Annotated in this window: 17 protein-coding genes; 5 read left to right on the top strand and 12 right to left on the bottom strand. The window is 33.6% G+C overall.

What is annotated here, in order from left to right; translation table 11 throughout:
• Positions 1–28: 28 nt before the first annotated feature.
• On the bottom strand, positions 29–712 hold the full coding sequence (locus HS129_09835) for a hypothetical protein (protein ID MBE7412339.1): 684 nt from the start codon (positions 710–712) through the stop codon (positions 29–31).
• Complete coding sequence (locus tag HS129_09840; protein MBE7412340.1) at positions 699–1,658, bottom strand: AraC family transcriptional regulator; 960 nt, start codon at positions 1,656–1,658, stop codon at positions 699–701. The genes HS129_09835 and HS129_09840 overlap by 14 nt, the downstream gene beginning before the upstream one ends.
• Before the next feature lie 149 nt (positions 1,659–1,807).
• Between HS129_09840 and HS129_09845 the strand changes: the two genes are divergently transcribed.
• The 3 genes from HS129_09845 to HS129_09855 are packed head-to-tail and all read left to right on the top strand — an operon-like array spanning position 1,808 to position 7,871.
• Positions 1,808–4,816 carry a lamin tail domain-containing protein gene (locus HS129_09845; protein ID MBE7412341.1) on the top strand — a complete coding sequence of 1,003 codons (3,009 nt, stop codon included), beginning with the start codon at positions 1,808–1,810 and terminating at the stop codon, positions 4,814–4,816.
• Positions 4,807–6,132 (top strand): hypothetical protein, encoded by a 1,326-nt coding sequence (locus tag HS129_09850; GenBank protein ID MBE7412342.1) that lies wholly within the window; start codon positions 4,807–4,809, stop codon positions 6,130–6,132. The genes HS129_09845 and HS129_09850 overlap by 10 nt, the downstream gene beginning before the upstream one ends.
• Positions 6,129–7,871 (top strand): hypothetical protein, encoded by a 1,743-nt coding sequence (locus tag HS129_09855; protein ID MBE7412343.1) that lies wholly within the window; start codon positions 6,129–6,131, stop codon positions 7,869–7,871. Before HS129_09850 ends, HS129_09855 begins: the two co-directional genes overlap by 4 nt.
• Here HS129_09855 and HS129_09860 read toward each other — a convergent pair.
• Together HS129_09860 and HS129_09865 are read right to left on the bottom strand one after the other, a co-directional pair.
• Complete coding sequence (locus HS129_09860) at positions 7,865–9,745, bottom strand: ABC-F family ATP-binding cassette domain-containing protein (GenBank protein ID MBE7412344.1); 1,881 nt, start codon at positions 9,743–9,745, stop codon at positions 7,865–7,867. The genes HS129_09855 and HS129_09860 overlap by 7 nt on opposite strands.
• Before the next feature lie 12 nt (positions 9,746–9,757).
• The gene (locus HS129_09865; protein ID MBE7412345.1) at positions 9,758–10,795 is read right to left on the bottom strand and encodes a DUF2804 domain-containing protein; all 1,038 of its coding nucleotides are present in this window, start codon (positions 10,793–10,795) and stop codon (positions 9,758–9,760) included.
• A 167-nt stretch (positions 10,796–10,962) separates the two neighbouring features.
• Between HS129_09865 and HS129_09870 the strand changes: the two genes are divergently transcribed.
• On the top strand, positions 10,963–12,261 hold the full coding sequence (locus tag HS129_09870) for an adenylosuccinate lyase (protein MBE7412346.1): 1,299 nt from the start codon (positions 10,963–10,965) through the stop codon (positions 12,259–12,261).
• A gap of 1 nt (position 12,262) precedes the next feature.
• On the opposite strand, the gene HS129_09875 is transcribed toward HS129_09870, so the two are convergent.
• Genes HS129_09875 through HS129_09900 form a run of 6 tightly spaced genes read right to left on the bottom strand, consistent with a single transcriptional unit; the run spans position 12,263 to position 17,175 of the window.
• Positions 12,263–12,946 carry a hypothetical protein gene (locus HS129_09875; protein MBE7412347.1) on the bottom strand — a complete coding sequence of 228 codons (684 nt, stop codon included), beginning with the start codon at positions 12,944–12,946 and terminating at the stop codon, positions 12,263–12,265.
• The gene (locus HS129_09880; GenBank protein ID MBE7412348.1) at positions 12,943–13,773 is read right to left on the bottom strand and encodes a hypothetical protein; all 831 of its coding nucleotides are present in this window, start codon (positions 13,771–13,773) and stop codon (positions 12,943–12,945) included. Before HS129_09880 ends, HS129_09875 begins: the two co-directional genes overlap by 4 nt.
• A gap of 45 nt (positions 13,774–13,818) precedes the next feature.
• On the bottom strand, positions 13,819–14,706 hold the full coding sequence (locus HS129_09885) for a DMT family transporter (protein ID MBE7412349.1): 888 nt from the start codon (positions 14,704–14,706) through the stop codon (positions 13,819–13,821).
• 22 nt (positions 14,707–14,728) lie between these two features.
• Positions 14,729–15,064: a rhodanese-like domain-containing protein gene (locus HS129_09890; protein ID MBE7412350.1), complete on the bottom strand. Its 336-nt coding sequence runs from the start codon at positions 15,062–15,064 to the stop codon at positions 14,729–14,731.
• A gap of 14 nt (positions 15,065–15,078) precedes the next feature.
• A complete protein-coding gene (locus tag HS129_09895; protein MBE7412351.1) occupies positions 15,079–16,992 on the bottom strand; it encodes an ABC-F family ATP-binding cassette domain-containing protein in 1,914 nt (637 codons plus the stop codon).
• 18 nt (positions 16,993–17,010) lie between these two features.
• A complete protein-coding gene (locus tag HS129_09900) occupies positions 17,011–17,175 on the bottom strand; it encodes a hypothetical protein (protein ID MBE7412352.1) in 165 nt (54 codons plus the stop codon).
• Between the two features lie 353 nt (positions 17,176–17,528).
• On the opposite strand from HS129_09900, the gene HS129_09905 reads away from it, so the two are divergent.
• Positions 17,529–18,374, top strand: a complete 846-nt coding sequence (locus tag HS129_09905) for a pirin family protein (protein ID MBE7412353.1) — start codon at positions 17,529–17,531, stop codon at positions 18,372–18,374.
• 7 nt (positions 18,375–18,381) lie between these two features.
• On the opposite strand, the gene HS129_09910 is transcribed toward HS129_09905, so the two are convergent.
• Both HS129_09910 and nadC read right to left on the bottom strand, forming a co-directional pair.
• Entirely contained in the window at positions 18,382–20,373 is a 1,992-nt protein-coding gene (locus HS129_09910) for a bifunctional (p)ppGpp synthetase/guanosine-3',5'-bis(diphosphate) 3'-pyrophosphohydrolase (protein ID MBE7412354.1), read from the bottom strand.
• Positions 20,373–21,245, bottom strand: a complete 873-nt coding sequence (gene nadC / locus HS129_09915) for a carboxylating nicotinate-nucleotide diphosphorylase (protein MBE7412355.1) — start codon at positions 21,243–21,245, stop codon at positions 20,373–20,375. Before nadC ends, HS129_09910 begins: the two co-directional genes overlap by 1 nt.
• Positions 21,246–21,354: the final 109 nt, after the last annotated feature.

Genomic DNA, 21,354 nt, shown 5'->3' on the forward strand with positions numbered 1-21,354 from the left:
AGATTCGTAAAGATTGCACTATTAAGAATTATGGGTTTACTACTACTTTTGAATTGAGAAAAACCCATTTATCTGAAGCGTGTTCAAATTTTTTTTCGGTTGATGCACCTATAGTTTTTATGGAAGATAACGAATACCGAATAGACCTTTTGTAGATATGAAGAGCGTAAGAAAGATTTCCATCACGAAAGAATTTCTCTGCCGTATTGTATTCTTCCTTTGCCATCGTAAAATACTTGGCTGCTTTCTCTTTTTTCTCTAATGAATTGCGAGTTTCTTTCACTTCTTCCCGATGGGCATCCGCATAAGATTTGGTCATGGAAATTTTGTGAATTAATTCTTTGGAAGTATTAGAAAGATATTCAACAAAAACTCTCTGTGTTTCCAAGAGAGTAATTTCTGCTTTTGTTATGGCTTCCCGACGCTCTCTTTCATTCCCTCTTTTATATATTTCGCTCAACTCATTTGCTGATTTCTCTAATTTGTCTTTTTTTTGAGTTAAATTCTCTTCTGGAAAAATACTCTGGATTTCTTCGATCAATTTTACTTTTTTTTCAAAACTTTTTTTTCTTTCTTTTAGTGACGGATTTGTTTCAGAAAAAAGTCTCTCCCCGGAAAATAAGGAGAATATTAATATTGAAAGAATGATAAATACAAAAAAGACATGCCGGAACCCTGATCTACTTTTTTGTTGAAAACTATTTTTTTTCATCTTCTTTTAATTGATCTGGACGAACAGGCACGGAATCTCTTTGTTTTGCATCGTCTTTTTTAATAGTCATATTGCTTTCTTCGAGCAAGGACAACCTATTATTAGTAATGTATCCATAATTATCATCGTGAACCTCAAGAATATTAATCGGAGGAGACTTTGGATCAGTAGGAGACACAACTTTTTCTTCAAGAAATTTATTATCTATATAATTACGAAGAGTATGCCTTATCCTGTCATAATCTTTTATGCTTTCCTCTACCACAGTCTTTTTTAGATCGTCTAAACTTCTAAATTTATATTCCAACTTATCTTCATCGGGAGTCTTTGCTGCAATCATTGCAAGTAGCGCATAACGTCTTGCTCTGCGAGCAGTTTTTAATCCTTCGCTGTATTGCAGTAACTTATATCTATATTGATGAGGTGCAGAATTCAAGCCTGTAGTATAAAAATCTTCCGCATTCTTTAAATCTCTAAATCCCAACTTCAACAGGTGCTTTGCTATCGCATCATTACTTCGAATAATCATTGGTGCAGTGGCTTCCAATAATATCCTCGCCGAATCATTATACTTTTCAAGTGTAAATTGAAATATATTTTTTAATTGCCCTTGTGCCCCTCGCAATTGTCTATACGCCAATTTATAATTACTCTGGAGATACCACATATTTCCGTTAAAGTCCATTTGATTTGCTTTCATCAATTCTTGAAAATAAATATGGTCTAAGTTCTTTTTTTGAGTTTTAGTCTCTTGACCATTGGCATCTTTGGAAACCTCTTCAGGCGGTAAGGGTGGCGCAAGATTACTAACGCATACATTGATAAACTTAAAATTAATTTTATTTTCTAAAATCAGTATGCCAAGATTTGTCTGATCCGGAGATACTGCAAATAACCGGCTTACAAAGCTAAGTAGAATAAATGTAAGTGCAAGGCGTATCATCATGGTTTTATAATGAAATTATCGGGATTTATTGATTTTTTAGAGAATAATTTTTTATCCATTGTTCAGTTTTTTTCAATTAATTCGTGCAAAGGCGTAATTTTCCCATTTTTTTTTATTTTTTTCAAATGTATTTTTACCTTATCCAATGTATGAAAAAAATAACTACTTTATTCTGTTTTATTTCATTCCTGATTTTGACCTGCAAAGAGAAAAAGTCAAGCGAATCCTACTTGAATTTATCCAGATCAGAATATTTTTACTTCAACTATGGTTCAAGAAGTGAGACTTCAAATTTACAAACAAATAAAAGCAGGGTGTTTTTTGAACCGGAAATCAGAGAATCCGAATTTGAAGTGTGTATTCATTCTCACCCTATAGAATTAGAATTATCAGAGTGGGGGCCTGTTTCCAAGTTTTGCTTTGTTCCAAGTAACAATACTTCAGAAAACTTAAAATCTGCAATTTCTGATTTAAGAAATTCAGACTCCTCTAAAATATTTTTAGAGAGCAGTTTGCAGACAAAGGAAGGCATAGCAGAATTAAAATTTTATAACTCAAATGAGATAGCTGAAATCGCAATCTCTTCAGAAGAAAATATACTTCTAATCGGAGACAAAAAATTACACGATAAAATTTTTCGTAATCCTACTTTTAAACCTATAAAATTCTATTCTAAATATTCCAAATCCGAAAATAACTATGAAACAAGCTATTCTGCAAGGTATCCTACTTATATTTTGGATGAGAACGGACTCACTGTCTTTTTTCCACCAAACAATCTTGATATTTCTTCTGATAGTGAAATGTATATCGGAATATTTTTTTCTACAGAAAATACAATGCTTATAAATGCATTCACTGCTTTTATAAACACTATTCCGGTTCAAAATGAAAATTTCAGAAATACATGTACAAACCTATCTCCAGAGCTTACCGAGCTTGCTAATTTTTCTAATTTTCCATTAAAGCGATTTTTAGAATTTAAAAATCCAAATATTGAGAAAGCAATATGCCTAACGTATTTTTCAATCAATAATCAAAGTAATAAAACAGAGTTTGAAAATACTTCAGGATTTATGCTGCCTGGATCGGTAAAATTAATCATAGAAGCAGACTCTAAATTAGAAGGAATTCAGAAAAAAGAATTTTCTTGGTCTGATATAAAAGATAAAAGCACAATCGAATTTACAACCAAACAAACAAACTTTGAATGGTCTCTTCCTGAGAAATTAGAGATGAATTTCGAATCTGATTTTTTTAGCATTAGAAATGACGGGATATTCCATTGCAACACTTCACCGATTCTTTACAAGAAAAGTGCCAACATTTGCTCAAGCCCCGGTTCAGAAATATATTTTGAAACCACTGATATTTCAAACTGTGATCCGGAGAAATTCTTTCTTACAGAAATAAATTTTGGTGGTGTGCAAATTGATAACACGCTATCAAGCAAGGGCAATTTTATTGAATTACAATACACGGGCGAAGTATGCGATATTTCTTTTATGAAAATTATCAATGGGAAAAGCCATACCCCACTTTCTGTAAAAAATCAAAACATTACAACGAATCAGACCTTCCTTATAGGACACTCAGATATTTTCCAGAATTTAACTAATTTGATAAAAAGAGACCTTAGCAGCCTGTCTCCTTATTCTTCTGTCTCAATATCCAACGGAATAAAAGAGAAAGTTTTATTCAAAGCCATAGAAAAAGAAACTATCTTAATAAACAAAAATGCGTCAGGCGAAACCCATTCGATAATTCTTGAAGATAATTCGTTTCAGTTTCATCCTCCGTTTACATCTTCTTACCTAAGGCCTGATTCCAAAAGACAAAATACAATGAGCCCGGGGGAGATACACAACAAATATAGAAATACAATTTACTCTAAAATAAACGAAATAAACCCTTTTGGCTCGTATAAGGATGGAATGTCTATCACAAAAGATAAATTTATAGAATTCTATTCTACGGGAAACGGAACTTTAAGTTTAGAAATAATTGGAGAATCGAACTATCAAAAGATAATTTTTCCGGTCATTGACAAGGAAAAATTCAGCTATATTGCAAAAGACAAGCCTGAGTGTTTTTCAGAGGCCGGGTTGATACAAAGTCCATCATTCAGATTAAATTCAGAAAACCTACGACTAATACTAAAAGATTTTTCAAATAACAAAGTACTGGATGAAGTTGTATTTCAACCTGCAAAAGGGCACGGACTGAATTCGAACTCACCCAAGTTAAGAAGGAGTTACACCCGAACCGGATATTTGAATCAATTTAAAAATAGTACAAAAGATACTGAAAGTGGAGTGTTCTACTCTTGCCTTGAAGAAACAGAAATGAGTCCGGGAAAAGAAAATTTTTTCTTTCCCTATCTCGTATTACAAAATAATTTTCTTGGCTCAAGAGACTATTTGATTATAAAACCAAAAAATTATAAATTTTCTTTTCTGAATATTCGACAATATACGGCTGAGCCTTTCAGCGAATTTAATTCAGAAATAAGTATTACACCAAGTTATGAGTTTGAGCCAATAACAATATTTCAAGGAAACACTCTTAGCGAAAGGGGGATGATTTATCAGTCTATCGGAAACTCGGAGGAGATTAAAATAATTCCACGAGAAGGAATTTTTATACAAGCAATCCTACCTGATCCAAGTAACTCTCAAAATGAATGGATTTTGCTTTGCAATTATTCAGATACAGATAAAGACCTGACAAATTTTGAAATAGAAGACGAATCTGCAACCGACAAAATCACATCCTACTTCAAAAGAAAAAAAATAAATCTGCCATCGGGCTTGGATGACGCATTCTTTTATGGCAATACTACTATTTTAAAATCCAATCAATGTGGGTACTTAATCGATCCAGATGCCTACAATATTTTCTTAAGGCCTTTTGGTATTACTCCTACTAATATTTTTACCATAGACTCAACTTCTGCAATTGGAAATGGAATATCGAATAATGAAAAAGTAGATCTATACGAAATCACTCCAACTTCAAGAGTGCATATTCACTCCTATGGGAATAAACGCTCTCACTCACCTTTTAGCATCAACTCGAAAAAAGATGAAGTGATACTTTTACTTCCTAAAAAAAGTGGGGAAACCGCAGAGGATTACGAGATTCAATTATGGCAATAATTTTCTATATTCTATTTATTATAACTTCACTCAGCGCATCGCCGGCTATCGACTTCGATATTCTGGGAATAGAAGAAAGAAAATTGTCAAAAGATTCTTTACAAAAAGGAAAAAGAGTTATCAATGAAAATTCAATTCAGTCTTATCTGATCACGGGAAAATATTCTACCATAGGCGAAATTGCAGGTGCAGATATAAATCTTATTTTAGTAAAAAAAAATAGTAGAACGGATAAAGACTCATTCTATTTAAAAGAGAATGCGCATATAACATTTTTTTTCCCGATCTTTCAATTGAATATAGGAAGGAAAATCTTCCACCCAAGTGAGCCATTGCTGTCTGATTATAAAGATGGGGTAGAAGGAATCTCTATCGAGAAAGATATCCATAGAAATTTCAAATTGTATTTCTATCTTTATGATTACTATAGAGGCTACCCACTGCTCGAAAAAAATCTTCTTCTCAATTCAGAGAATTCAGCAAACAGAGAAGGAAAACGATCCAGACACGGGTTATCATTTGATTTTATCAAAAATGGACTCTTCGCACATATTCAAATTTTATATCTAAATCTTGGAAGCTGGGGAAAATTTTCAGAAGACGATAGAATTAATCAACAGAGAGGAACAGGCGATGGCGATTTCATTTATAATTCAGAATTTCAAATCGGTAAAAAATGGAATAAATTCTCTATCCAAACTTCAATAATTTTTTCAAGAGGATTGGACAAAGTAGCCTCGAATCCAGCAAGAAATGAAAAGTCCATTCCATTTAGTGGAGAGCTATTTCTATTGAGAACAAATTGGAAAGGGGAGTTAGTGTCTTGGCAATTTGAAACTTTTTTACCGGACTCAGACAAAACAAATAAAGAAGGAGAAATTCTAGAAATCGGTTTTACGGGAATGGGGACAAACCCGATTCGCTCAATGTTAATTTCTCAAAGTATGAATTTCTACCCATCCGCATGGGTGACACCGAATGGTTTAGAAAAAACAGATTCGATTCAAAACGGTAGAAAAAATTCTTTATACATCAAGTCTGGGTTTGGTTTATCTGTACTTAAAACGATCGTATCTTTGGATTTAGAAACAATGATTCCAAGGTTAGAAAAAAATAACGATACAGGAAATATTTCAATTCAGAAGAGAGACTATTCCAAAGAATCCTTAACCTCACTAACTCTATCTATTCACACAGATCGGATACTGAGCCCAAACTACTTTCTTTTAATCTCTGCCTCAAAATTATTTTCTTCCAAAGAACTAAATATTGACTCAACTATTCTGTATTTTCAGGCAGGAATCCGATTTCTATGAAAAATTATTTTTTCTTCGTTTTGTTTTCCATTTCACACATACACTGTACAAATAAAAATTCAAATTCTATAGATATGTATTCTCTTTTTACCGATATTCAATCCCCAAAAATTTATTTTTCTTATCCGGGGAGATACACAGAAACAGAGAAAAAGGAAAATGTAAGAAATGCTATTCTACGAATTTTACAAAACACAAAATTTGATCTTAAAATATACGCTTATTCTTTGAACGATCCAAAAATCATAGACGAAATCTTAATTGCAAAAAATAGAGGAGTTAAAATTTCAATCACTCTCGACAATGAGAAAGATTATTCCGCATTAAAAGAAAAAAATATAAGTTATTCTGTTTGGAGATCAAGCGGACTTCATCACCAAAAAGTAATCATTTCAGATCGAACGCTTGTATTTTTTGGAACTGGAAATTTTACAAATTACGGTCTCACTCAGGATCATAACGGATACATTGAATTTACTCTTGAAGAAAAAAATTTGGATTCTTTTATTTCACTTCTTGAAAATACTTACTCGAATCCAATTTTAAAAAATAAAAAAATGTTTTTTATGACTTCGCCAAAAGATGGCAGAAGAATTCAATCACAAATACTTAGAGAGATTCAATATTCCACTACCTCGATCCATTATTTGATCTTTGATCATTTCGATCCCATAATTTCACATTCTTTAAAGGAAGCAAGTTCAAGAGGGGTAGAGGTAATCGGTGTTTATGATTCTCCGACAGACGAAGAAGGAAAATATCTGAAAGATTCTTTTTATGGTTTCTTGAGTGGAATTTATCGAGATGGAAATGAAGATAAAAATGAAACAGATAGTTTTCCTGAAGGAGGATTACTGCACCACAAAACAATGATAATAGACAAAAAAAAAGTTCTAACAGGTTCTTATAATTACTCTTCCAGTGCTCGTGACAGCAATAAAGAAATCTTTATGCAAATTGAAGATACCGGTTTTGTGAATGAATTTGAAAATGAGTTCCAAAGAATAAAAAATAAAGCCTACCGAGAAATTCCAGAAAAATTTTTTACGAATAAGTTAAATCTAAACACATCAATAGAAAACAAAACAGATGAAGTTTGCTTCTCCGATTTGCTGCTAAGCCCGACGACCATAAAATTAGGCGAAGGAATTTTCCGTACACTGCTATACTACCCAACAAATCCAGAAAATCACTGTATCACAAAAAAATATTTTCATATAGTATCCTCTAACTTTTCTTATCCAAAGTCAAATTCATTTTTGGATTTGAATGAATTCTGGAATAATATCAATATATTTGAACGAAATTCTGAAAAGGTTTATAAAAATATAAATAGGGAAGAAGATTCAATTTTTCAAAAAAAATTACCAATTAATTTTATCCAAATAAGTTTTTTTGACCTAACCGGCACAAATATAATTTTTCAAACTAATAGAAACGATATAGAGTTTAAGAAAATCACTCTTTTTTTTCCTGGAGATATTTTGTACTACGCTACGCTTTCTAAATATTCAGCCGAACAAAATGAAGTCTTGTATGGAAATGTTGCACTTGGAAGTAATTACAAAAAAACAGGAATCGCATTTATTGAACTACCCGATGAAACCTTGTTTTTTTGCTTTCAAAAAAATGGCGACTCAAATAAAAATGCAATCGAAGAATTTCTTTCTGAGTGGACTGTATTTCAGTCTTTTTCAAAGAACATGGAAATACAAAAACCATCCTGTGTATTTTACTGAATTACAGAATGGTTTAACTCTTCCCATCGATTCAATTTTAATAAAAGAGTTTCGTCTAACTTCTTTAAATCCTCGTTCAAGTCCTTCACCTTCAAAAAATCTGTCCGGTGTTTCGCCATATCTTCATGGATTATTTTTTTTTGATTTTCCAACTTTTCAATTTCAGATTCAACGTTTTGAATTTCTTTTTGCGTTTTTGCTAGATTTTTTTTCTTAATCCCTTCTTTACCAAAAGAATAACCATTCTCATTGGAAGGTTTAGACTTTTCTTGATTGTTGGATTTTTTCTGAGCTAAATACTCACTATACGTTCCTGTAAATGTATGAATTCCACCTTGCCCATCAAAAACTAAAAGATGGTCAGCGACCCTATCCATAAAATATCTATCGTGGGAAACTGTAACTACGCATCCCGAAAATCCCATTAAAAACTCTTCCAAAATAGATAAAGTCCGAATATCAAAATCATTCGTAGGCTCATCTAAAATGAGAAAATTCGGATTGTGCATTAAAATCTGAACAAGGTATAGTCTTCGCTTTTCTCCACCAGAAAGTTTTTCAATTAGACTTGATTGCAATTTAGAAGAAAACTGAAATCTCTCTAGCAATTTCGAAGCACTTAACTTTTCTCCATTTTCTAAACTTATATATTCTCCAACGTTTTTTTGGATATATTCCAGAACGCGCATATACAAAGGAAGCTCTATACTAGTTTGATCAAAGTAGCCAATATGAGTATTTACACCGAGACTAACGCTTCCAAAATCTGAATGAACCCTACCTGAGAGAATATTTAAGAATGTAGATTTTCCTACACCATTTGGACCGATGATCCCAAGTTTTTCATAATGTTTGAAAGTATAAGAGAAGGAATTTATCAATTTATTTCCATCAAAACTTTTCGATATATTTGAAACTTCTAATATTTTTTTCCCGACCTTTTTTGGATCCACTTGAAAAGAATAATTTTCCTGAACTGAAAACCTTTCAGTGTTCATTGCACTTATAATTTTATCTGTTCTTGCTTTTTGCTTTGTGCCACGAGCCTTTGGTTGTCGTTTCAGCCACTCCAATTCAACTCGCAGAAAACTTATTCTTTTAGCTTCTTTACGTAAATTAGCATCTTCTATCTCTACTTTTTTTTCTAAATAATAATCGTAATTGCCCTCAAATAAAATTGAATCGGGTATAGAAATTTCAAAAATTTTATCTACAACTAAATCTAAAAAATATCTATCGTGTGTAACGATTAACAATGCCTTGTCTGTCTTGATTAAAAATGACTCTAACCAAAGAATTGTTTCAATATCTAAATGATTTGTTGGCTCGTCTAAAATTAAAAGATTGGAATCATCAATTAAAGTTTGAACTAATTCTACCTTCTTTAACATTCCACCAGACAACTCTGACATTTTTCTGTTCAATCCCTTTATACCAAGCTCTTGGAGGATAGAAGTAATGCGATTTTCATATTGCCATGCGTTATGCGAATCCATTTTCTCCATAATCTTGTGCATTTCTTTTTCTAGGGCTTCGCTTGAATCAACCTCCATTCTCTCGCAGATTTCCATGTATTGCTTGACTAAACCCAAAGCCTGACTCTTACCTTTATAGATATGCCCCAAGATAGAATCCTCAGGATTGAAAGTCGGATTTTGCTCAAGGTAACTAATAGATAAATTTCTATTTCTAAAAATTTCACCATTATCGACTTCTTCCACGCCCAATATCATTCTGAGAAAAGTAGATTTACCTGAGCCATTCACTCCAATGATACCAACTTTTTCTCCTTCGTTCAAACCAAATGTAAGCTCTCGAAAAAGCTCTGTTTCTCCCGATTTCTTGGATATTTTATTGATAGATAATAGATTCATAAATATAAAATTTCACCACTTAGCAAAATGTTCTTCCGCCCAACCTGTTAAGTTTTCCAAATAATACTCCCTCCCTTGAAAATTAATTCTACCTTTATAATGCCCGAATAATTGATGAACCTCTGATTGAATTATTAAAAAATTGGAGACAGCAACTCTCTCATAAAAAGGAGTAAAGACTAAATCAACATTTTTGTAAATCGTCGATTGAATTTTCCATGGCTCCATGAAATTTTTTGTATTGTATGTAAACTGTAAAGGCTCTTTGATTTTTTCTAATTTCCCATCTAAGCATATTGAGTTTTCAGAAATTCCAGTATTGTCAGTCCATTTGGCTCCAAGATTTAGACCGATTAATGCGTTATCCGACATACCTGATACACCTCCCCAATTCCAAGAAATACTCCGAGGCCAAATCCCCCTACCAAAATCCAAACACCCAAGAGTCTCGTCTTTTCTAAACTGTATTTTCTTTTCACCGTGAATAAAATATCCTTCAGTAGGGAGAGTGTGGTGTTTGGAAGTAAACTGAAATTGTGAATCGCTCCAAGGGACTACAACGTTTAATGTTTCGTGGTTTTTAGGGTTGTGTACCTTGAGCTCAGATTTTAAAGGCTTCCCTATGAAATCTTTCCAATCTATTTTCAATTCTGTGTAACCATTTTTGGGTAACATCTCTACAGTGCACTTTTTAGATTTATAGACTGCATCGTCACCCACCCTCTCCCCCATTTTTAAATTTAAACCAAAAGAAATCAAAATAGAATCTTCAAAAAATTCCTTAGTCTTATAATTCAAGTAGTAAGCAAAGACCATCCCTGAATAATCCAAATCAGTAAGAGTAATTGAAAACATATAGTCTTTGCCAACCACACACCAATAATTCCACTTTTTCTTTCGTAGCCAATTTCCAGATAAATTTGAAACTTGCAAAGGATTTCTTGACCATCCGACAGAATCCCAATTCAATAACCCATTCTTATTGCAAAGAAAAACTTCCTCTTTGATTTCTCTTTCTTCAAATTGATTTGTATGATTATTTTGATTCATAAGCTCTCACCCCATTGCACTTTTTCTAAAAAAATTCATCGTAAAAATAATGTCGAAAATCTCAATCCCTTATTTCCCATTTCCATAAAATTTCACATAAGCTAAACACAAAAACTCATTTGCATTTATTTGGAAAAATAAAACAATGAAATTCTAAAGGAAACAAAATGATAGATAGATACAGCAATCCTGAAATTGCACAAATTTGGGAGTTAGAAAATAAATTCAAAATCTGGACTGAGATAGAAATTCTTGCTTGTGAAGCGAGGTTTAACAAAGGAGAAATTCCTGAGAAAGATTTTTTTGACATAAAATCTAAAGCTAAATTTAACGTTGCAGAAATTTTAGAATTAGAAGAAAAACTGCAACACGATGTTATTGCCTTTCTTACGAATTTAGGCTCTTACATTGGGGATGCGTCACGCCACGTTCACTATGGGTTAACCTCTTCTGATATTGGAGATACTGCGCTTTGCATCCAAATGGTTCAAGCCGTTGATATAATAATAGATCGAGTAAATACTTTGATTGATACTACCGCAGAAAAGGCAAAAGAATATAGAGACCTCCCTTGCATCGGTCGATCGCACGGAATCCACGCCGAGCCGATGACTTTAGGATTAAAGTTTGCATTATTCTATTCTGAGATGAAACGAAATTTAGAAAGACTAAAGACTGCAAAAAATGAAATTGCAGTAGGAAAATTTTCTGGTGCTGTTGGCACATACTCCAATATAGATCCTGAAATCGAAAAATATATTTGTGATAAATTGGGATTAGAAGTTGATCCTATCACTACTCAGGTAATCACCAGAGATCGACACGCAAATTATATGAGTGCAATTGCAATTACTGCATCCTCTTTGGATAGAATGGCTACTGAGATTCGACTTCTACAAAAAACGGAAGGCAGAGAAGTAGAAGAGCCTTTTGCAAAAGGTCAAAAAGGGTCATCAGCCATGCCCCATAAAAGAAATCCTGTAGTGTGCGAAAGAATTTCAGGAATTGCACGGGTCATTCGTTCCAATGTAAATGTTTCTTTTCAAAATATGCCTCTTTGGCACGAGAGAGATATTTCTCATTCTTCGGCAGAGAGAATCATTTTACCTGATTCCACTATTGCTTTAGAGTATATACTCGTAAAGATGAATCATGTACTAAAAAATCTTCATGTCTATCCCGATGCAACAAAAAGAACGTTAGACGTTACACGTGGACTTATTTTTTCGCAAAAAGCCATGCTCTACTTAATCGAAAAAGGAAATCTATCTCGCGAAAAAGCCTACGAGAAAATACAATCTCACGCAATGGCAGTTTGGGGAGACTCAAAAGAAAATTTACGAGACAGGTTGTCAAAAGACTCTGAAATTTCTTCTATTCTAAATTCAACTGCCTTAGATAAAATTTTTGATATAAAACCATATCTTGAAAGAGTTGAATTTATTTTTGCAAGACTTGGGCTATAACCTATTTTACAAATCCTCCAGAAAACAAAATATAAGCTCCACCTATCAGCTGAATAGGAGAAGTGATTATATCTAACGGAACTGTAATAATAAACCCAAGATAATAAAGAGTATTCTTAAAATAATAAGTAGGAGTGTCTCTTACAACCCATTTGAGATCGTCAGAATACAATTGAACAGTTCTTGGCATGAAATTTTTTTCAAAAATTTCAGGATCAGTTTTTTTTCTTTCAATAATAACATATTGTATCCTGCTGCTTAACTCACTCATAAAAATAAGGACTATCTCATCTCTAATATCTTCTTTGTTAATACCCACTGAAATCAAATTTCTTTCAGGGATTTTTTTATTCTCATCAAATAGGTTAAGTCCAACCCTATATAGTAAAAATGAGATTCTTTTCTCTTTTGAAGAAGGATCTGCCTCGGTAATTTTATACTTTTTCTCATCGTGGTTAATACGATAAGAAATTATCCTTCCCTTTCCTTCTAAAACATTTTCAAATTGAACTACTATCTCTCCATTCTTGGAGAAAGAATCAACCTCTTTCCCAAGTGTCACTGGCTTTACTTTCCCATATTCATTTTGCGAATACGAGTAGTGAACTGGATCAAACCTCTTAGAGTATGATGAGGAAATACAATTTGTGAAAATGAGAATTAATAAAAATAAATATTTTTTCATTTCTTTACCGCATAAAAATAAACTTTTGAATTTTCGGGAAGCATATTAATAGAATGGCCAAGTCTGTTGATTTGAAATTTATCATCAAATAAAAAAAAACTCAATAGTGTTCTGCCGTAATTGAAGCTTGAATCCGGTTGAGGTTTTGGATCGGTTAAAATTTGTTTTTCTGATTTTAGAGAGCTAAGATAATTATTAGATGGGAAGTCCTCCGTAAAAAAATAAATCTTTGGGCTTTTCTTTGGATATACTCCTCCAAAATCATCTTCATTTACTGAACTCCAATCAGGAGTAATTCCAAACTGGTTCTTGTATTTTCCCTTTATCTTAATCTCTATCTGACTTCCAAAGCTCTTAATCTTATCGCAAGATTTTTTTTCACATTGGCTAAATATATAAATCAACTCAGATTCTGTAGGCAAACGATAAACAGCTTTTTTTCCAAAATCGTTCATAGACATTGCATCAAGAAACAAAACAGCGTCCTTGAATAACAAATTCTCTGCCGGACATTCAGGGCATTTTTCAGGATATTCTGACCAAGGAGAAAATTTTTCGTCACCAATAATTTTTTCCCACACCATTCTTGTAATCGGTTTAGAAGAAATATGAAAACCGGATATCTTTACAGTAACCACATCTTTGTCAGAATGAATCTCTTTCTTATTGACCCTATTAAATTGGTTGTAGTAAGAATTATCAAATTGAAATTCACCTTGTGGAATTTTTACAAAATCAATACTGAAATCTTTCTTTTTTTCAGCGAAAGTTTGGCTTACGAATAAAAAGCAAATTAACGTAAAAAGAGTTATTTTTTTATTTTTCAATTTCATCTTTCCAAAATATATTCAGATAAAACTATATACAAGCGGTTAATTTTCTGATAAGATCTTTTTTGTATTTCTTCTTTTAATAGCTATGATAATACCGCTCAAAACTATCAGAATAGTTCCTAAAATCTGAAACTTATTTGGTACATGATTTCCAAAGAAAAACTCTAAAACAAGAGCAAACACTACATAAGAATAACCAAGTGCAGAGGCTTCCGATGCCGGTAAATACACATACCCCTTAGTCAGAAAAATTTGTCCAAGCATTGCAAAGAGACCGATAGAAAGAATTAATACGAAATCAGTCTCACTTCTCGGTAAAGAGATAGAGGGACTTCCTAACTTAGAATACCAACTGCCAAGCTGGAAAAATTTTAACACAAAAGGCACTGCACTACCAAGAATACAAAACGAGAGAACGATTGTTCGTGGATTATAAATTCCCCTCATCTCACGAAGAGAATTGTAAGAGTATGCCGTTGAAATCCCACATAAAATCCCAGCAATACCAAAATCGAAAAAATGTTCGGCAGATATTTGAAATGTAAAAAGTATTCCGATAAATCCAACTACGATAGATAGAATGGTTTTCAAATCAGGCTTTTCTGATTTTTTTAAGATTTCAAATAGAGTAAGATAAATCGGTGAGGTTTGCACAGAAATTACAGCAAGCCCCAATGAATGGTTTTGAATCAGATAAAAAAATAAAAATAGAGAAAAAGTGCCTGAAAGCCCTCTCGATATAAGAAAAAATTTCTTTCCACCCTTCTCAGAAATTTTCTTTGCAATAAATTTATCATAGATAAACAAAGGAGTAAGCACAACCACTGCAAAAAAACTTCTATAAAATACATTGTCCCAAGAGCTGACTTCTTTTCCTCTAAATTTTGCAAGTAACCCCATCACACTGAATAAAAATGATGAGGACAAAATCAAATATACTCCTTTCAAATTAGTATTCCGGTAAATCGGGAGCCACATCCCGAATATAGGAAAGTATTCCTCCTTCAAGGTGAGATACTTTCTTGAAACCTGTTTCTAATAAAATCTCTACCCCTGTAATCGAACGTACGCCAGATTTGCAATACACAACAATTTCAGTGTCTAAAAGAATATTTTCTGTGAGTTCAGAGATTCTACTCTTCAATAATTTTACAGGGATAAGAAAATCTGTTCCATGAATTGTACATATTTCGCTTTCGTTTTCATTTCTAACATCCAGCAAAATAAAAGAGACCCCACCCGTATCTCTTTCGTCTAACTTCCTTTTCAATTCTAACGCTGAAATTTCAAGTATTTGACTCATGGCCTTTTCTCTTGCAGATTTTCTAACTCTTCACTAAGCGCTTCCCATTTTGCAGAATGTGAGTTGAGATTTTTTTTGACTTCACTATAATTGTCTAACTCAGTTTGGTAACTTCTATTCTTATAAAACCCTGGATCCGCAAGTAGCTCTTCTAATCGGACTTTATTTTTTTCTAAAAGTGAAATCTTTCCTTCCAATTCCGAAATTTCTTTCTGAATTTTTTTTATTCTATTCTTATCTTGAGACTTTGGTTTGTCTGGCTTTGGGTTATAATTTTTTGGTTCTTCGTAAACCCCTTCTTTATGAAATTTCAAATAGTCATCGAAGGAACAATTCAAATTTTTTAATTCTCCACCAATCAGCTCGAAAGTTCTTGAGCATAAACCTTTTAAAAAATCAGGATCGTGGCTGATAATTAACACACTACCCGGAAAATCTGCGAGTGCCCTTTTTAAAGCATCTCGTGTCACCATATCTAAGTGGTTTGTTGGCTCGTCCAACAACAAACAATTGGAAGGACTCAGTACCATAAGAGCCAACCGGAGTCTTGATTGCTCTCCACCGGACATTGATTTTACTTTTTTAAACACCAAGTCATCCGAAAATGCAAAATGCCCCAAAATATCTCGAATAGATTCTTCTGAGATTTCTGGAAATTTCTTCTGAACGCTTTCCAACATATTGAGTTCAGAATTTAGCTCTTCTCCATGCGTTTGCGAAAAATACCCTATTGAAGTTTTTGGTCCATAATAAATCGACCCTGAAGATAGTTTGGATTTTTTCCCAAGTGCGCGAAGAAGTGTAGATTTGCCGGCACCATTTGGACCGACTAAGGCAATCTTTTCGCCTGAAGAAACTTCCATAGAAGCATTTTGAAATATTGGTTTAGAATTTTCAGAATATCGAAAAGAGCCATCTTCCAAACGAAAAGAAATTTTCCCGTCCGGAGTAAAACGAAAATTATAATCCGGTTTTTTATTCCAGAAAAGTTCTTCCGGGTTTTCTACCTTTTCCCTTTTGTCTAATTTTTTTATAGCGCTCTGAACTTGTCTGGCTTTAGTCGCTTTAGAGCGAAATCTCTCTATCCATTCTGATCTTTTTTTTAAGTAGGATTCTTCCTTTTTGAATTGCTCTTTTAATTTTGCGTGAATTTCATTTTTTTCTTCAAGGAACTCGTCTAACGTCCCTGTAAATTCTGTTACACCTTTTTTGGAAATTTCAACAATTGTATTTGTAGTTCTATTTAAAAAATCCGGGTCGTGAGTAACCAATACAAACGCGATACGAATTGACTTCAAATATTCTGAAAGCCATTCCTTGGACGCATCGTCTAAATGATTTGTAGGCTCATCCAACAAAAGTAGATTGTGAGGGTTTAAGAGTGCTATTGCAAGCGCAAGTCTGTGCTTGAATCCGGGCGAAAAATCACCTATTTTCTTTTCAAAAAATTCATCTTTGTATCCAAGACCTGACAAAATTTTTTTTGCACTGACTTCCAACTCGTGCAATCTGTGCGAATTGGCAAAATCTTCCAATTCACTTTGATCATGCAAAAGAATTTCAAATTCTTTACTATCCAAATCTATCGTTTCAAATCTACTATCAATTTGTTTTTTTTTTGCAGAATATTCCTTGTACAAAATATTTTCTTCAAGAGCAGTTTCTAATACTGTTCTATTAGAGTCAAATTCTGGGATTTGTTGAAATAAGGATATTGCTGTATTTTTAGGACGAATCACCTCGCCACTGTCCGGGGAGATTTTCCCAATCGCCATTTGAAAAAGCGTAGTCTTACCGGCACCATTTGGCCCCACTAAGGCTATTTTTTGATTGGGCTTTATATGCCATGAAAAATCCTCAAATAGAATATTTGAGGCATATTGATGGCTGATTGAAATAAACTGAAGCAATCTAAATGGAGGTGTATCTTATTTTTTAGAAAGTTCCGCCTTTCTTTGAACAAGATGTTGGACATATTTGCTTTTTTCGCCTACCATAGTTTCGGTAGATTTTTTTAGAGCTGAATCAATTTCCTGAATGCTCATTTTTGAGATCTTCTTATTCTTCTTTTTTTCCTGATTTTCTTCCGCCATACAATTCTCCTTAGCTTAAAAGACATTTTTTCTAAAATGACAAATTTTTCAATCTAAATAATTTGCCTACATACAAAATCTACACAAAATCGTTTTGCAGCTTTCCAATTCAAAAACTTTGAATTAACAAGATTTTCCATACAACGAATTTACTTATTCGAAAGCAAGATTTCTATAAAATTCCAATTATCAAGATTATATTGAAATTGAATCAAAACAGGTCGAATTCCAAGTTGTCAGAAAATATATTCTTATATTATGTTTTTTTCAGAAAAAAATTAAATCTTTTCAAAAAAAAAACAGTCTAAATAATCGATAGTTTAACATTAAACTATTTATTGCAAGGAGTTTTTATGGTAGAACGAAAAATCAAAAAGACACTAAGAGGACAAAAAACATCTGATGGTGCAGGAGTGAAACTAACCAGACTTTTGGGTTACAATACTACAGAGCTTTTTGACCCATTTTTACTCATGGATCATTTTGGTTCCGATAACCCCAACGACTACATCTCTGGATTTCCTTTTCATCCCCATAGAGGAATAGAAACTGTCACCTACATGCTCTCCGGCAAGATGGAACACCAAGACCATCTGGGAAATAAAGGAGAAATTGGAGCAGGAGACATTCAATGGATGACTGCGGGCAAAGGAATTCTTCACCAAGAAATGCCTAAACTCGAAGGAGGGAAACTATCTGGATTCCAATTGTGGCTCAACCTCCCTGCTACTCATAAAATGATGTCTCCGAGGTACCAAGACATTTCAGTCAATAAAATTCCTATAATTCAAACTGATTCTGTTTTAGTCAAATTAATCGCCGGAGAATTGGACGGAAAAAAAGGGCCTGTAGAGGACACAATCATAAAGCCGGTTTATTTAGACGTATTGATTTCGCCTAACGCAAGTTGGGAATATTTGCACAAAGAAGATGTCACAATGTTCCTGTATTTGTTTCATGGAGAAATGTATATTGGCGAATCAAAAAAAGAAAAAATTGTAGAGGGAGAAATTGTTCTACTGTCTTCGGGAGAAATTCTAAAAATTTCGACCTCAGACAATGGAGCAAGGTTTGTATTGATTGCAGGCAAACCTGTTAAAGAGTCGATTGCTTGGAGAGGACCGATTGTAATGAATACAGAAGAAGAATTACTGAACGCATACATTGAATTGGAAGAGGGCAGATTTATTCAAACCTGAATAAAATCTACACTCCTTTTACCCGACCTGCGGAAATAATATTTCTTAATGATTTTAGATTGTCTAAAATTTCCTGAAGTTGATCGTTGTGCTCTATTTGAATTTGAAACTTAGCCGACAAAGTGCCTCCCTGTAAGGAAGAAGCGCCTGCTTCTATAATATTAGTCTCAGTTCTTGTAATGCACTCTACCATCTCCAAATAAATTCCTTGTCTGTCATAAGCACGAACTTCGATCCAAACAGGGATAGGATCGCTGACCCCACCCCAACGCACAGCAACCATTCGGACTTTTTCAGATTGCTTTTTAGCTACCTCGCAACTACTCTTATGAACACTAACTCCCCTGCCTCTTGTAATAAACCCAATAATCTCGTCTCCGGGAAGTGGGGAGCAACACCCCGAAAGACGCACCATTATGTCTTTGATTCCTGCGACAATAATAGTGATTTCTTTTTGATTCTTTTTTTTCTCTGCTTTTTGTTTCTTTAATAAATCTAAATCTACTTTCGTTATACTACTTTGAACAATTTCATTTCCTTTAGAGATAGATGCATCCTCTTGAAGTTTTCTGAAATACTGTCTAAGTTTCTGTCTTGCAGAAGAAGTTTTTACGATTCTAAGCCAAATAGGAGAAGGTTTATTTTTTTTATCAGTTATGATTTCGATTTGATCACCCGATTTTAGTTCAGTGCGAATCGGAACCATCCTCCCATTTATCTTTGCTCCTTTTGTATATAAACCTATGTCTGTGTGAATTCTAAATGCAAAATCTAAAATTGTAGAGCCTTTTGGAAGCTCGATGATTTCTCCTTTAGGTGTAAAAACAAATACTTCGTCTTCGTGCAAATCAAACGTAAGCTCTTCCAAAAATTCTGAAGGATCTAAAGTAGAGTCCTGCCATACTTTCAATCTTTCGATCCACTTTGGAGTAATTGTTGATTCAGAAGAATTTCCCTCTTTGTAGGACCAGTGTGCGGCAATCCCATACTCTGCGGTTTGATTCATATCATTTGTACGAATCTGCACTTCCATAGGAACTCCATCCGGTCCAATTACTGTAGTGTGCAACGACTGGTATAAATTTGTTTTAGGTGTTGCAATATAGTCCTTGAACCTACCTGGAACAGGTGCCCATAAAGTATGCACAATTCCGAGCACTCCATAGCAATCCTTCATCTCTTCTGCAATTATACGAATTCCTCTCAAATCGAAGATTTCACTAAAACCTTTTTCTTTTGTTTTCATTTTTCGATAAATCGAATAAAAATGTTTTGCCCTTCCCTCTACTGATGCTTGAATATTAATCTCAGAAAGTCTCTGCTTCAAAATAATTTTAATTTTTTCTATATATTCATTTCTTTCTGATTTTTTAGAAGCAATCCTCTTTTTAATTTCTTGGTATTCGTTTGGATGTAAAATTTGAAAAGACAAATCTTCCAATTCTGATTTGATTTTGTAGATACCTAGTCTCCCGGCAATTGGTGCATACAAAGACAAAGTTTCATTTGCAATTCTATTTCTTTTTTCAAGAGGTTGAAATTTTAGTGTCCTCATATTATGAGTCTTGTCGGCTAATTTAATTAAAATTACACGAATGTCGCGTATCGTTGCCAAAACCATTTTACGAATATTTTCTGCGGCTACATTTTCTTTGGTTTGATTTTTTATTTCAGAAATTTTTGTTACACCTTCTACTAATTCACAAATCTCCTGTCCAAACTCTGCTTGAATCCTCTCCTTGGTGTAGTAAGTATCTTCTACAATATCGTGCAATAACCCGGCAGCAACTACAACATAGTCCAACCCCATCTCTGCAAGAATATAGCCTACACTTAAAGGATGAATAATATAAGGCTCACCGGAAAGTCTTGACTGTCCTTCGTGGGCTTTTTTAGCGCAATTGTACGCCTTTTGTACAACTTGCAAAGCCTCTTTTCCAAACCGATCGTCAATGATTTTAAATAAAGAATCTTGCGAAACTGATTTTTCAGCCGCCATTAGATCCTCTCAACTTCAAGACTCAGGTCAAGAAATTTAGTAGTATGAGTGAGATACCCCATACTCACCCCGATGCCCTCAAACTGGGAAAGTGCTTCTAATTTTTCAGGAGTAATCCCACCCGAGCACTCTATGAGTAGAGTAGAATCTAAAGTTTTGATTTTTTTTATTGCTACAATCGTATCTTCTATAGTAAAATTATCTAATAGAATAATTTCTGCCTTGGAACGAACTACCTCTTCAATCTGAGAAATACTGTCCACTTCAACTTCAATCTTCTTATCCGGGAATTTATTCCTGATTTTACTTACAGCTTCTTCAATCGAGCCGGCCATTGCAACGTGGTTGTCCTTGATCATTGCCATGTCCGACAAATCCAATCTGTGATTTGCACCACCTCCTGTATATACAGCATACTTGGCGAGTTTTCTATACCCCGGTAAAGTTTTTCTTGTGTCAAATATCATCAGCTTTTGATTGTATCGCTTTACTAAAGAATTTGTTTGTGTAGATATTCCAGACAAATACTGGATGAAATTCAACAGAATTCTCTCCACCCTCAAAATAGTGTTCAGGTTTCCTTCCATTTTTAAAATAGGTACATTTTTTACGAATGAGTCGCCATCTTTTTTATAAAAGGTATAAGTGAAAGTGTTTCCGGTTTGCTTACATATTTCAGAAACAACCCCCATCCCACAAAAAATACCCTCTTCTCTTGGAACAAGGCTTGCACGACACTGGTCATCTCCCAAAAAAATTGACTCCGATGTTATATCCCCATTCGGACAATCTTCTAATAATGCCATAGACACTAAATTACTGTAGTCACTAAGCTGTAATTGATCAATGGGTTGAGTATAGTATCTTTTCATTTGGTTGTAGTAAAAACCCCTTAGGGCTTTTCTCATTAATAGTGAATGATAATTTTATTAAATTTTCAAGCACGATTTTTTTCAAAAATGACTTTTAACAAATACGCCA

It is taken from the genome of Leptospiraceae bacterium (genome assembly GCA_015075105.1).
In the GTDB taxonomy this organism is placed as follows: Bacteria; Spirochaetota; Leptospiria; order Leptospirales; family Leptospiraceae; genus JABWCC01.